The sequence below is a fragment of the Stenotrophomonas sp. STEN022 genome, from assembly GCF_056760155.1.
Genome location: NZ_JBRREG010000006.1, coordinates 25559 through 39939, shown reverse-complemented (window position 1 = coordinate 39939; position 14381 = coordinate 25559). Strand labels below are relative to the sequence as shown.

The 14381-nt window shown below is 64.3% G+C and carries 10 protein-coding genes; 4 read left to right on the top strand and 6 right to left on the bottom strand.

The window, feature by feature from the left end; translation table 11 throughout:
* Nucleotides 1-9 precede the first annotated feature (9 nt).
* From ACVOMF_RS02745 to map, 6 genes are all read right to left on the bottom strand, one after another.
* Nucleotides 10-2886 carry a GGDEF domain-containing protein gene (locus tag ACVOMF_RS02745; RefSeq protein ID WP_481507904.1) on the bottom strand — a complete coding sequence of 959 codons (2877 nt, stop codon included), beginning with the start codon at nt 2884-2886 and terminating at the stop codon, nt 10-12.
* Nucleotides 2887-2943: 57 nt separating this feature from the next.
* A complete protein-coding gene (dapE, locus tag ACVOMF_RS02740; protein WP_481507903.1) occupies nt 2944-4071 on the bottom strand; it encodes a succinyl-diaminopimelate desuccinylase in 1128 nt (375 codons plus the stop codon).
* A gap of 62 nt (nt 4072-4133) precedes the next feature.
* Entirely contained in the window at nt 4134-4490 is a 357-nt protein-coding gene (locus tag ACVOMF_RS02735; RefSeq protein ID WP_481507902.1) for a Spx/MgsR family RNA polymerase-binding regulatory protein, read from the bottom strand.
* Nucleotides 4491-4647: 157 nt separating this feature from the next.
* Nucleotides 4648-5718, bottom strand: a complete 1071-nt coding sequence (dapD, locus tag ACVOMF_RS02730) for a 2,3,4,5-tetrahydropyridine-2,6-dicarboxylate N-succinyltransferase (RefSeq protein ID WP_481507901.1) — start codon at nt 5716-5718, stop codon at nt 4648-4650.
* Nucleotides 5718-8333: a [protein-PII] uridylyltransferase gene (locus ACVOMF_RS02725; RefSeq protein ID WP_481507928.1), complete on the bottom strand. Its 2616-nt coding sequence runs from the start codon at nt 8331-8333 to the stop codon at nt 5718-5720. The genes dapD and ACVOMF_RS02725 overlap by 1 nt, the downstream gene beginning before the upstream one ends.
* Before the next feature lie 20 nt (nt 8334-8353).
* Nucleotides 8354-9130, bottom strand: coding sequence for a type I methionyl aminopeptidase (map, locus tag ACVOMF_RS02720; protein WP_481507900.1), 777 nt, complete (start codon nt 9128-9130; stop codon nt 8354-8356).
* A gap of 373 nt (nt 9131-9503) precedes the next feature.
* On the opposite strand from map, the gene ACVOMF_RS02715 reads away from it, so the two are divergent.
* The 4 genes from ACVOMF_RS02715 to ACVOMF_RS02700 all read left to right on the top strand — a co-directional run bounded on the left by ACVOMF_RS02715 (nt 9504) and on the right by ACVOMF_RS02700 (nt 14158).
* Nucleotides 9504-10016, top strand: a complete 513-nt coding sequence (locus ACVOMF_RS02715; protein WP_481507899.1) for a Csu type fimbrial protein — start codon at nt 9504-9506, stop codon at nt 10014-10016.
* Between the two features lie 11 nt (nt 10017-10027).
* Nucleotides 10028-10813 (top strand): fimbrial biogenesis chaperone, encoded by a 786-nt coding sequence (locus tag ACVOMF_RS02710; RefSeq protein WP_481507898.1) that lies wholly within the window; start codon nt 10028-10030, stop codon nt 10811-10813.
* 13 nt (nt 10814-10826) lie between these two features.
* The gene (locus tag ACVOMF_RS02705; RefSeq protein WP_481507897.1) at nt 10827-13157 is read left to right on the top strand and encodes a fimbria/pilus outer membrane usher protein; all 2331 of its coding nucleotides are present in this window, start codon (nt 10827-10829) and stop codon (nt 13155-13157) included.
* Between the two features lie 62 nt (nt 13158-13219).
* A complete protein-coding gene (locus ACVOMF_RS02700; protein ID WP_481507927.1) occupies nt 13220-14158 on the top strand; it encodes a Csu type fimbrial protein in 939 nt (312 codons plus the stop codon).
* Nucleotides 14159-14381: the final 223 nt, after the last annotated feature.

Below are 14381 nucleotides of genomic sequence, written 5' to 3'. Positions count from 1 at the left end.
CCCTCCCGGTCACTCCGCATCGAGCGTTGCGATCTCAACCCGGTTCCGCCCCTCGTGCTTGCCGCGATAGAGCGCCAGGTCGGCACAGCGTACGAGCGCCATTGGGTCTTCCCCAGGCACCGGAGTGCAAACCGCCACCCCGACACTGATGGTCACCCGCTGACCTGCCGCACCGGTCACCAGTTCCACCGCACTGCGCAGACGCTCCCCAAGCGCCATCGCCATCTGCGCGCCGCAACCCGGCAGGATCAGCACGAATTCCTCGCCGCCATAGCGTGCGACCAGCTCTTCGGCACCGGTGACTTGCGCGTCCAGGGTCTGCGCAACGCGGCGCAACTGCAGGTCACCAATGTGATGCCCGTGGGTGTCGTTGAACTGTTTGAAGTGGTCTACGTCGATCATCATCACCGCCAGTGGCTCCTGTTGTTCGACGCAGCGCTGCCATGCCCGTGGCAAGGCCTTCTCCATCGCGTGGCGGTTGGCGATGCCAGTGAGTCCGTCGGTCACCGCCAGCGCAGAGAGCCTGGAATTGGCGCCTCGCAGCTCGGCCGTGCGCTCGTTGATCTTCTGCTCAAGCAGGCGGTTTTGAGCATTGATGGCACGCGTTCGTAGCCGCACCACCGCGACCACGAACAATAGACCCGCCACGCCAAAGCCCACCCGAACCCAGGGCCGCTGGTACCAGAACGGTGCAACCTGCAGCGGGTAGCTCATCATTTCGGTGGGTGCGCCGCCCAGCACCCTCGCCTGCAGCTGAAAGGTGTAGGCACCCGCCGGCAAGCGCTGGTAGGTCAGTTCGCGCCCAGCCGTCCATGGCGACCATTCGTCGTGATAGCCCGGCATCCGGTAACGGAACTCGACTTCCGGCTCCATGCTCTGCACGCCGAAGCGCAGGGCCAAGCCCGCCCCGGCTGGCAAGTGCGGCGTTGTTTTTGGCAACAGCGGCAACAGTACGGGCGGATGATTCGGACCTTGCAGCTCGATGCGATCCAGTCGCGCCTGCGGCGGTGTCGCGATGGATTCGACCGCAGCGGGATCCAACTGCAACACGCTGTCACGGGTAGCCACGCGCAGTTGTCCATCACCGTGCAGCCCCACCGTCATGAAGCCCGGCACGCGGCTATCACTGACCTGCTGCAGTTGGAACATGGTCGCACCTGGCTTGCGCCACCACAGCTGCCGTGCCGTCCAGGCGAAGCTGCCCTTGGCGTTGTCCTCGCCTTCCAGCTCCATGGGAGCCTGCAGCCCCGGCAGCACGGGCAAAACCGCGGCAACAAACCGTTCACCCTGCAAACGATGTACCTGCTGCCCGGATATCGCGTACAGCACGCGATCACTCCGGAACAAACGAGTGCCCTTCCCTGCTGCCACAGGCAAGCCCTGCTTCGACCCAAAACGCTGCTCAGCGAGCAATTGGCCAGTATCCGTAGCGAAGCGCCAGCGCCTCGCGCCACCGCCTGCATCGCCGGCCCACAACTCGCCTGCGACACCTTCATACACCCCAACCGCAGCGCTGCCGATCGGCCACTGCGCCTGCAGCTGCCAGCGCCCGTCGTGTTGACCGAGCACGATGATCTTGGTGTTGGTCAACGCGAACATGCGCCTGGCGTCGAACGCCGAGGGCATAAGCCTGCTGACACTGTCACCCAGCGCCGGCGGCAGCAGCCGTCGTGGTTGCGTTTGCCCGGGATCGAGCACCGCCAGTCCATAGCGATCTCCGATCAGGAGACCGGCGTTTGTTCCCTCCAACGCAAAGGTCTCCAGATCACGTCGCGGCCATTGCGAGAGCGAGAACATTGGCGTGCCCGCCGCAGCGGGCTGCGCGCTCCAAACGCCCATGCTTGCCACCCACAGACGGCCGTCATACCAGGTGCTGTCGAAGATGCGCCCCTTGAGGCCATGCAGGCGCCCATAGCGCGTCCATGGCAGCGACCAACGCAGGCGCGCGATGCCGTTCTCGCCCGAGATCCAAACCGCGCCCTCGCGATCCTCCACCAGGTCTTGCATCTCACCCGCACACGCCGCAAAGCTGTCGAGCATGTGCAGATCGGGGGAGAAACGCATGATCGTGCCGTCGAAGCTGCCAATCGCAAAGCCACCGTCGGCAAGGGCAATGCCGGTGTACGGCTCGTGCAGACGGAAGGCCGCATCGGCCTCCGTGTCGAGCTTGCGCACGCGCGTGCCGTCGCTGAAATGGAAGCCATCGGCCGCGGCAAACAGCAAGCCGCCCCGGTACGGCCATGCCGCGGGAACACGCAGCTTGGCGAGCGACCCCATGCCTTCGACCAGCACCATCGCCGTCTTGTCGACACGGTAAAGCCCCTGCCCCGGAACCCGGAAGAAGACCTCGTCACCGGCCACCAGCGGACGCGTACGTGCGCCAGCGGGAAGCTGCATGCGTGTGGTGCTGCCGTCCTTTTCAAGCACGAACAAGGCGCCAGCGCTTACCGCGTGCACGCCACGCGAGGTTTCCCCCAACGAGAAGACCTCGACCGGCCCTAGCACCAGACCCGCACTGGCCAAGCGTGGCAGCAGGTCAACGAATTTGTGGGTGCCATCAGGCTGCCGCAGCAAGCGTCCGAAAACCCCCGCGCCGGCGACATGGATGCTGCCATCGCGCACCAGCATGATCGAGTACACCGGTGCTTCGCCAGACACCTCCAACAGCTCCCACACGCCGCTGCGGAAGATCATCACCCCTTCGCCACTGGCGGCGTACAGGTTGCCTGCGTGGTCAACAACCACGCCGGGATAGGTTGGCGACGCAGGCAGCTGGCTTGCGGCGAACTGCCTCAGCAATGGCAGGCCATGCATCGTGGCGCTGGCGTGCGCGAATGGCAGCACGCAAACCAGCACAAAGGCCATCAGCCCTTTACGGAACCGCATTTGAACACTGTCCATCTCGCCCCCCCCGGCAAGATTGTGCACGTGCACCGTAACAGTTCAGTCCAGCAGTCTTTCGATCAGCTTCCGGTACAGGTCAGGCAGCGCTTCCAGATCGGCGACGCGCACGTTCTCATCGACCTGGTGGATGCTGGCATTCACCGGTCCCACCTCGATGCATTGTGCGCCCAACGGCGCGATGAAGCGGGCATCGGAGGTACCACCGCCAGTGCTTTCTTCGGGCGCGGCACCGGCGAACTCGGCCAGTACTTCACGGGCAACGCTGCGTAGGCGGCCTTCGGGCGTGTAGAACGGCTCGCCGCTGCGGTGCCAGTACAGGTCGTAGTCCAGGCCATGACGGTCCAGCAGCGCACCAATCTCGGTTTCCAGCTTGTCCGCATTCCAATGTGGGTTGTAGCGCAGGTTGAACATCACCTGCAGCTCGCCCGGGATCACGTTGTTGGCGCCGGTGCCGGCGTTGATGTTCGAGATCTGCAGGCTGGTGGACGGGAAGCTTTCGTAGCCATCGTCCCAATGACGGGCAGTCAGCTCAGCCAACGCCGCTGCGGCCAGATGGATGGGGTTGCGTGCCTTGTCCGGATAGGCGACATGGCCCTGCACGCCCTTGATACGCAGCTTGGCCGAAAGACTGCCGCGGCGACCAACGCGCAGCAGGTCACCTAGCTTGGCGGTGGACGAGGGCTCGCCGGTAATGCACCAGTCGATGCCCTGCCCGCGCTCGACAAAAAGTTTGGCAACGTGGCGCACGCCATCAATGGCATCCCCTTCCTCGTCACTGGTCAGCAGCACCGCCAGCGTACCGGGATGGTTCGGATGCGCGGCAACAAACTGCTCAGCGGCCACCACGAAGGCGGCAACGCTGCCCTTCATGTCGGCAGTGCCGCGCCCGTACAGCACGCCATCGCGCACCTCCGGCTTGAACGGGTCGCTGCTCCAGGCCTCGACCGGCCCGGTCGGCACCACGTCGGTGTGGCCGAGCAGCACCAACACCGGTGCGCCGCTGCCATGGGTCGCCCAGAGGTTGTCGACTTCGCCCAGGCGCAGGTGCTCGCAGTTGAAGCCCGCAGCGTCGAGACGGCCTGCGATCAATTGCTGGCAGCCGGCGTCCTCCGGAGTTACCGACGGGCGGGCGATCAGCTCGCAGGTCAGGGCTAGTACGTCGTTCATGGCGGCCTTTTGGATCAGTGGCTTCGCGGCTTACGCCGCTCCCACAGTTATTGGAGGGCGGATCAGGCGATGTTGAAGCGGGCCTTGAATCCGTTGTCGCTGAAGCCCTGGCTCAGGCTGCCGTCGTCGGTGATCACCAGCGGGCGCTTGATCAGCTGCGGGTATTCGCGCAGCAGCAGCTTCCACTCGGCATCGGACTCGGGCGACTTGCGGTTGTCCGGCAGCTGGCGCCAGGTGGTCGAGGATTTGTTGATCATCGCTGCGAATCCACCGGCCTTGCCGGCCCATTCGAGCAGGGTTTCCGGGCTGGGCTTGCTGTCGCGGTAATCGACGAAGGTGTAGGCGACGTTGAAGCGGTCAAGCCACTTGGTGGCCTTCTTGCAGGTGTCGCAGTTCTTGAGTCCGTAGATCGTGGTCATGGTTCAAAGCTCGCGGTGGTGTAGCCCCTCTCCCTTCGGGAGAGGGGTTGGGGTGAGGGTAAGGGCGAAGCCTCGCGCAGGCTGGGCACTGCAGCGCCTCGCGCCAACCCTCATCCGCCCCTTCGGGGCACCTTCTCCCGAAGGGAGAAGGATGAGGTCAATCCGCCAACCCACGCAGCAGGTCATTGACGCTGGTCTTGCTGCGGGTCTTGGCGTCCACCTGCTTGACGATCACTGCGCAGTACAGCGAATGGGTACCGTCCTTGGACGGCAGCGAGCCGCTGACCACCACGCTGTACGGCGGTACATAGCCATACGTCACTTCGCCTGTGGCACGGTTGTAGATGCGGGTGCTCTGGCTCAGGAACACGCCCATGCCGATCACGCTGTGATGGCCAACAACCACGCCTTCCACCACTTCCGAGCGCGCGCCGATGAAGCAATGGTCTTCGATGATGGTCGGGCTGGCCTGCAACGGCTCCAGTACACCACCGATGCCGGCACCACCGGACAGGTGGCAATGCTTGCCGATCTGCGCGCAGGAACCCACTGTGGCCCAGGTATCGACCATGGTGCCCTCGCCCACATGGGCACCGATATTGGTGAAGCTCGGCATCAGCACCACGTCCTTGCCGAAGTGCGTGCCGCGGCGGGCAATCGCGCCCGGCACCACGCGCACACCGGCCTGGCGGAAGGCAGCTTCGTCGTAGCCTTCAAAGCGCGACTCGACCTTGTCCCAGAACGGCGCCGGGGCGCCGTCCATCACTGCCATGTCGTTGACGCGGAAGTACAGCAGCACAGCCTTCTTCAACCACTCGTTGACCTTCCAGCCGCCGTTGCCATCGGGTTCGGCAACGCGGAATTCGCCGGACTCCAAGCCGTCGATCACGCGGTTGACCAGCGCTCGGGTCGATCCTTCAATCTCGTCCATGGTCAGCATGCTGCGGCGCTCGAATGCGCTTTCAATGCTGAACTTCAACTCGGCCACGCCCGGTGCCGGCGGCTTGCGCAGGCTGCGCGGACCTACCGACGGCGTCACCGGCTTGGTCGACTTCGGCTTGGCAGCAGCAACCTTCTTGACCGGTGCCTTGACCGTCTTCGCAACAGGCTTGGCGACCGGTTTGGTCGTTGCTGCGGCCTTTTTCTTAGGCGCAGCGGCCTTGCTCGGCGCGGCCTTTGCAGGCGCAGCCTTGTTGGCGGTCTTCTTGGTTGCGGGCTTGCTTGCCATCAGTGGGGGTCTCCTGGCTTGTTGTCGGGATCCAGGCAGGCAAGCAATGCATCACGCAAGGCCTGCATGGAGGTTTCGGTAAGGGGGTGATCGTGACGATCGGTAAGTTGGAACTGATCCTCGGCGCGTTCGCCAAAGGTGGCAATACGCGCATCCTGCACACGCAGGCGCTGGTCACGCAGCACATGTGCGACGTCGGCGAGCAGGCCGGGGCGATCCGGTGCGACCAGATTCAAGACAGTCCGGCCTTCATGACTGGCGTCGAGAAACTCGATGCGCGGGGCGAAGCGGAAGTGCTTGAGCTGGCGCGGCATTACCCGCCGCGAGGGGCGCAGGGTCAGGATATTCCCGGCCAGCGCCTTGCGCAGCACGGATTCCAGACGCGCGGCGTCGCCGTCGGCGAAGCTACCTGCTGGCGTCACTTCAAAGGTATCGAAGATGGTGTCGTCGGGGCCGTCGAGCACGCGCGCGCGGTGGATACCGTAGCCGGCACGGTCCAAAGTCATGACAATGGCGGCAAACATGCCGTCGCGATCGGGCGAGTGCACGAACACTTCCAGCGCATCACTCTCAGGCGTGATCCGCCGCACCTTGACCAAGGTGCCACCCTTGTGGATTTCCACCAGGGACGCGGCCTGCCAGACCAATTGCTCGGGACGGAAACGCACAAAACTCTCATCCGGCATGGCAGCGAACTGGCGATCGATCACCGCATCTTCATGCCCAAGCAGACGCATCTGCTCGCGCACGCTATCGCGGGCTTCCTGCACCCGCTCGGCCTCCGGCAGGGGATGCTCCAAACCCTCACGCAGCGCGCGACGGGTGGCGAAATACAGGTCGGCCAGCAGCCTGTCCTTCCATGCATTCCACATCTTGGGACTGGTACCAGCGATATCGGCGCAGGTAAGCAGGTACAGGTAATCGAGGCGATCACGGTCGCCGACCAGGCCGGCAAAACGGTGGATCACTTCCGGGTCGGTGATGTCCTGCTTCTGCGCGGTCACCGACATGCGCAGGTGCTGCTCGACCAGCCACGCCACCAGCTCTGTATCAGAGCTGCTCAAACCATGTGCGCTGCAGAATTCGCACGCATCCACCGCGCCCAGTTCGGAGTGATCGCCACCACGGCCCTTGGCGATGTCGTGGAACAGGCCGGCCAGCAGCAGCAATTCCGGCTTGCGCAGACGCGGCCAGACTTCATGCGCGATGGAGAAGCGCTCATCGGCGCGGCCGCTGGCAAACAAGGCCATGTTCCGTAGCACCATCAAGGTGTGCTGGTCCACCGTATAGACATGGAACAGATCGAACTGCATGCGCCCGGACACCGCCGCGAATGCGGGAATCCACTGGCCGAGCACGCCAAGACGCGCCATCCGCGTCAGCGTATCGACCGCGCGCGGTCCGCGCAGCAAGGCCATGAACTGCTCGCGGATGGCCTCGTCCACAGCGGTATAGGCAGGGATTTCGTCCAGCATTTCGGCCAGACCGCGTGCGGTCATCGAGTGCAGGCCACGCACATCGGCGGTGCGAGCCCAGCAGGCAAACAGCGCAAATATGCTGCGGATGTCGCCATGTGGCCAGAACGGATCGTCGGCGGACAGATAACCGCGGCGCAGCGAGAAACCCTCGTCTACCGGCTGCGGTGTCGCCTCGCCGTCAAACTGTTCTTCAAAACGTTGCAGCAGGCGGTCGCTGATGCGACGGATCACCGTCGCACTGCGATAGAAGCCCTGCATCATTTTTTCCACGCCCAGGCTTTCGGCGTCATCGCCAAACCCCATGCACGCGGCCAAGGTCTTCTGGTAATCGAAACGCAGGCGCTCTTCCGGCCGCTGTGCGACCAGGTGCAGGCCGAAACGCAGCCGCGCCAACACCTGGCGTTCGCGCTTCAGCGCGGCGGCCTCGTCCAGGCCCAGATGGCCCAGACCGACCAGCGCATCGATATTGCTGACGCCGAAGGCGCGCAGTGCCATCCAGCCCAGTGTATTGAGATCGCGCAGACCGCCAGGGCCATCCTTGATGTCCGGCTCGAGGTTGTCGGCGGTGTCACCAAAACGCTGGTGACGTGCAAGCAGCTCTTCGCGTTTGGCCAGGAAGTACTCACGCGGTGGCCATACCAGGCTCGGCGCTATCGCCCGCGCCAGACCGTGCTGGGCGGTTGCATCAGCGACCAGCGGGCGCGCCTCGATCAAGGCGGTCAACACCGTCTGGTCAGCGGCGGCGTGTACACATTGCGTTGCCGAGCGCACCGCGTGGCTGGCCGGCAAGCCGGCATCCCACAGCAAGGCGAACAAGCGTGCCAGTGCGGCTTCGTGGCGTTGCTGCACGTCGGTCTCGGCCAATACCAGCAGGTCGATGTCAGAGCGCGGGAACAGCTCGCCACGACCGTAGCCGCCAACCGCGAACAGGGCCAAACCTGCAGTCGCCGGAATGCAGCGCTGCCAAGCTTCGATGATCAGTTGATCGACCGCGCGCGCGCGCAGGCCGGGCAGACGTTCGACATTGTCGGTCTGCTCGAAGCGTTTGCCCAGGCGGGCATCGGTGTGGGCAAGCGACTGCCGTGCATCTGCAGCCCATTGCACGTCACCGGCAGTATCTGCCGGCGTGTCCAGAATCGGGCCCGCCGGCAGTGAGGTCATGCCTGCGCGGTTTCCGCCGGCGACAGCGTCAATACCTCAACGCCATCCTCGGTCACCACAATGGTGTGTTCCCACTGTGCCGAGAGCTTGCGGTCTTTGGTGACCACGGTCCAACCATCCGGCAGCACCTTGGTGTAACGGGTGCCTTCATTGATCATCGGCTCGATGGTGAAGGTCATGCCAGCCTTGAGTACCAGGCCCTGCCCCGGACGACCGTAGTGCAGCACCTGCGGCTCGTCGTGGTAGACCTTGCCGATGCCATGGCCGCAGTACTCACGCACCACGCTGAAGCGCTCGCCTTCGGCGAACTCCTGGATCGCGTGGCCCACATCGCCCAGGGTCGCGCCCGGCTTGACCGCACGGATACCGCGCCACATCGCTTCCTTGGTGGTTTCCACCAGGCGCTTGGCCATCACCGACGGCGTGCCGACGTAGTACATGCGGCTGGTATCACCGTGCCAGCCATCCTTGATGACGGTCACATCGATATTGATGATGTCACCATCCTTGAGCACCTTGGCTTCGCTGGGAATGCCATGGCAGATGACGTTGTTGACCGAGGTGCATACCGTCTTGGGGAACCCGCGGTAGCCCACATTGGCCGGGATGGTGCCCTGCACATTGATGATGTGGTCGTTGCAGATGCGATCCAGCTCTTCGGTGGTGACACCGGGCTTGACGTGCGGGGTAATGATGTCGAGCACCTCAGCCGCCAGACGGCCGGCGATGCGCATCTTCTCGATTTCTTCGGGGGTTTTCAGTTGGATTGCCATGCGCCGATTATCCCCCATTTGGGCTTTTTCGCTAAGTATTTCACATTAATGAACGCGGAGTCAGGCATCACCCCCCGATCCGACCACCAGCTTTGCGACCGGACGGCCCGACTGGCGGCCACCCTTCCGCGCCATGCGAATCACCCCAAACAAGCACCTGGTCGCAGCGTTCGCGCGAGTGTTCCGAGCCAGCAGGAAACCGCAACCGGTCAGCGCGACGTCCCGATTGACCGAACTTAGCAAGATCCCCCGTTCAGGCGAAACTGCCTGCGTGAACACGTGTCAGCGCTGCGCTGCCGTGTTTTGCTCTGCGCGCACCCCGACACCATGCCCCATGGTCTCGTCGCTGCCGCCAACCGCCGGGAGAATCGACATGCTCACGCGCACGCTCTTGATCACCACAGCCAGCATCGCATTGACTGGAATTGCAGACCTCACTCAGGCAGCAACCCAGACCGCACAGTTCCAGGTCCGCATCGTCATCACCGAGTCCTGCGATATCCAGGCCGTCGCCGCAAGTGACATCGACTTTGGCAGCGTAGCCCGCGCCACCGGCACTCCGCTCGACGCGCAAGGCACGCTGGAGGTGAACTGCACCAACGGCACCCCCTACACCATCGGCATGAATCCCGGTGCCAATGCCACCAGCACCACCGCCGCCGCCGCCAACCGGCGCATGAGCGATGGCGCCAGCAACTTCGTCGCCTATGGGCTTTACCGTGATGCCGGCCGACAGAATTTCTGGGGCGAGGTGATCGGCACCGATACCCTGGCTGGCACCGGCACCGCCACCGCGCAGACCATTCCGGTCTATGGCCGCGTGCCTTCCACCGATGCGCCAGCCGGCAGCTACGGCGACACGGTGATTGCCACGATCACCTATTGAGTCCAGGCCAGATGCAGCCACCCAGCTCACGCGTCCGCAACACCGCTCTACGCGCCCTGCTGCGCGCGCAATCGGGCCTGCTATTGATGGCCCCATTGGCGAGCGCCGGCAATCTGCAGGTTGCACCGATCCTGCTGGAATTCAGCGATGGCGTGCCGGCGCAGGCATTGTGGCTGGAGAACAACGGCGATCAGCCACTGCATGCACAGGTGCGCATACAACGCTGGACCCAGAGCAACGCAGCAGACGTGCTTGAGCCATCGCAGATGCTGTTGGCACGCCCTGCCATCGTCCAGATCGGCCCCGGCCAACGGCAATTGGTACGCGTGCTGCGGCCTGCTCCTTTGCCAGCAGCTGGCATGCAGGAGCAAGCCTATCGCCTGCTGGTGGATGAGCTGCCCGCCATCCACGCCCACCCCAACCAGGGCTTGAATTTTCTGCTGCGCTACTCGATCCCGGCGTTCGTACTACCTGCTGGTGCGAGCCCACGCGAGCTGGGAGGCAAAGCTCCTGCCGACACAACCGGACTGCACGCCAGCTGGCAGGTAGACCCAGGCCTGCTGACCCTGACCGTACACAACACGGGCGCACAGCACGTGCGCCTGAGCCAGTTGCGCTGGCTGCCCGAGAACGGCCCACCGATCGAACTGACACCCGGCCTGCTCGGCTATGTACTGGCGGGCCAACACATGCAGTGGACGCTGCCGCTACCAAGCCCCTTCCCCCTCACCGGCACTTTGCAGGCCAGGCTGAACGATGCCGCCATCCCGCAGCCGCTGCGCTCTGCTGACCATTGATCTGGCATTGCTCATGGCCAGTAGCTCCCCCCTGCCTGCCGCGCCACCTGCCCGCCCGGATACGTCACTCGCCGGTCTAGGCGAACAGCTGCCACAGGAGCTCTATCTGGACGTCAGGATCAACCAGGGCAGCAGCACCCAGTTGGCGCGCTTCATCGTTACCGGACAACAGCTGTCCGCCAGTGCGGCAACATTGCAGGAACTGGGCCTGCGCCTGCCTGTGGGTGTCGAGCCCAACCAGCAATCGGTTGATCTTGCCCAGTTGCCGGATATCAGGATCAGTTACGACGCCCGCAACCAACGCCTCGCACTGCAGCTGCCGCTGACTGGACTGGATCGCCCACCCACTCAACTGAGTCTGGAAACGCCCCCCACAGTACTCGCGGCAAGCGACAGCAGCCCCGGCCTCCTGCTCAACTACGACCTGCATGCACAACAGCAACGCCGATTCCGCAGCGCCAGCGCCTTCAGCGAGCTACGCCTGTTCGGCGTAGGAGCAGGCATCTGGTCCACAACCCAGAACACCAGCCTGAACAGTAGCCGAGGCCGTTGGCAGAGCCGGTACACACGCCTGGACAGTCGCTGGCAATTGGACCTGCCCTGCCCGATGCTCAGCCTGGGCATTGGCGACAGCGTAACCGGTACGCTCGAATGGTCGCGTCCCACCCGCATCGCCGGCATACACCTGTCGCGCGATTTCGCCCTGCAACCGTATCGGGTGACCACGCCACTGGCTTCTTTCACCGGCGATGCCTTGCTGCCGTCCACGGTCGACCTGTACATCAATGGCATTCGCCAGGCCAGCCGCACCGTGCAACCTGGGCGATTCCAAATGGATGCCGTCCCCACGCTCAACGGCAGTGGCCAGGCGCAGCTGCTGGTGACCGACATCACTGGGCAGCAGCGGGTGCTGGAGTTTGCGTTGTACGGCACGCCCACCCTGCTGCAGGCCGGCCTGAGCGACTGGTCACTGGATATAGGCGTGTTGCGTGAGGACTACGGGCTGCGCTCCTTTGCCTACGGTGACAGGCCAATGGCCAGCGCCAGCCTGCGCTACGGCGCGCACCAACGACTGACCATCGAAGCGCATACCGAGCTCAGCACGGACCTGCAGCTGGCTGGCATGGGCGCAGTGGCCCTGCTGGGAAGACGCGGCGGGGTACTGAGTGGTTCCTTCAGCAGAAGTCGTGCCGGCAACTTGCCCGGACATCAACACACGCTTGGTTATCAATGGAGCACGCACGGCTTCAGCGTCTCGGCCCGCACCCAGCGCAGCAGCAGCGACTTCCGTGATGCCCCGGCGTTTCTTGCCAATGCACGCCTGCCCCGCCGTACTGACCAGTTCTTTGTGGGCCTGGGTAATGTCCACAGTGGTCAGTTCAGCCTCAGCTATGTGTCCCAGCACTACCCAGACAGCCCCCCCACCCGCCTGACCGGACTGGGCTGGTCACGCAACCTGCGCGGCAATGCGTGGCTCAGCGTGCAGCTCCAGCACGACCTGGACAACCGGCGCACGGACAGCGCCAACCTGTATCTCTCACTACCACTGGGGCGGCTTACCCAGCTCAGCAGCTCGGTACGCCACGGCAGCGACGGCAACGCGCTTGCCCTGCAGGCAAGCCGCAGTGCGCCGATGGATGCAGGCGGCTGGGGCTGGCGCGCGCAGGCGAACCTCGGCACACGCCGCAGCGCCAACGCCGAACTGAGCCACCTGGACGACGCCGGCCAGTGGCGTATCGGCATGGACTACGACACCGCTACAGGCACCACCGGGTACGCCGATGCCAACGGCAGCATCGTATGGTTCGGCCGCAGCATCCGTGCGCTGCGCCAGGTTGACGACGCGTTTGCCATGGTCTCGACCAATGGCGTGGCGCAGGTCCCGGTGCGACTGGAAAACCGTTTGATCGGCAGCACCGATGCGCATGGACAGCTGCTGGTTGCACCGCTGCGTGCCTGGCAGCGCAACCTGATCAGCATCGATACCCTGGGCTTGCCAATGGACTTGTTGCTGGATGCCCCACAGCAACTGGTGGTGCCCGCATCGGGCAGCGTCGCAAGCGTGGTTTTCAAACTGCAACCAAGCCGCCCGCTGCGCCTGAGGGTTCGCGCTGCGGATGGCCAATGGCTGGGCATCGGCAGCACGATCGCCGTGGAACTGGCAGGCCAGACCGTCGCAACCACCGTCACCGGCCATGACGGTGAGGTGTATTTGCAGGACCTGCCTGCCGACGCGGCGCTGCGCATCCCTGGCAACGACAGCCACGACTGCGTTATCCCCCTGCCCATCACCGTGCAAGGCGCCGACCCAGCCGACATCACAACACTGCAGTGCCCACCATGAGCGACACTGCCAGGCCACCGCTGCGAAGCCGGGCCCATGCAGTACAGCTCAGCTTGCTGCTGGTGCTGGCATGGCCCCCGTTCTCCGCTTCGGCACAAAGCTGTCAGGTGATCCGCAGCCCGAACATCGATTTCGGCGAAATCCGTGGCACCAGCACCGACACAGCGACCACCGTCGTCGTGAGCTGCCAGGGCCTTGCACCATTCGGCAACCAGATCACCGCCTGCATCTTCCCTGGCGAAGGCGTTCCCGGGGGGGTGGCGCCACGCCGCATGACAAATGACGCAGGCGCCCTGATGAACTACGACCTCTATGCGAACCCGGCGCAGACACAGCTGCTCGGCGCATTTGGCGGCAGCCAGCCCGTTTACGCGATCTCGATCCAGGCAGGAGCCCTGAGCCCACAACAGATCCCGTTCAACATCTATGCCCGCGTCCCGGGCGGGCAGACATTGCCAGCAGCCTACCGATATCAGGGCAACCCAGGCACCTCCATCCTCCGTTACAGCTATGGCCCACCACTACTCGCGCCCCCAACCGCGGAGAACTGTCGCGACGGCACCTTCCCTCTGCTCGGCGGTGCCGGTCAATCGCAGTTCCTTTTCGGCACGGTCACCGCACAAGTGCCCAGCGCCTGCCTGATCAGCATCGCCACCGACCTGGACTTCGGCAGCGCCAGCCGCCTCGACGCCCCCCGCGACCAGAGCTCGCTGATCCGTCTGCGCTGCGCCACCGGCACGGTATGGACCATGACCCTGAGCAACGGCAGCAACCCTGCCAATGGGCAGCGCCGGATGGCGTCAAACGGCAACTTCCTGCCCTACGAGCTGTACCTCGACCCGGCGCTGCTCATCCCCTGGGGCAACTCAGAGGCCACCGGCGCCAGTGATGTCGGTGAAAACGAAGACGTCTTTTACCCCGTCTATGGCAGGGTATTCCCACAGTCGGCTCCCATGCCAGGCAGCTACAGCGACACGATCACGGTGACGCTTACCTATTAGGCCGGCCAGAATCGCCCGCCGACCCGAAAATTGCGCCCAGCCCAGCCAAGGGCTATACTTCGCCGGCTTTTTCGGGCACATACCCGCTGGAGCGCGCTGACACCGGGCGTCAACCGGTGAATCCTCACCTGTCGCCCCCATCCGTGCCGGGGTGCCCTGTCCTTCAGGGTTCGGCCACGGAGGCGCCAGGGAAGCCCAACCCCGGAACTGTTTGCGCGCTCCA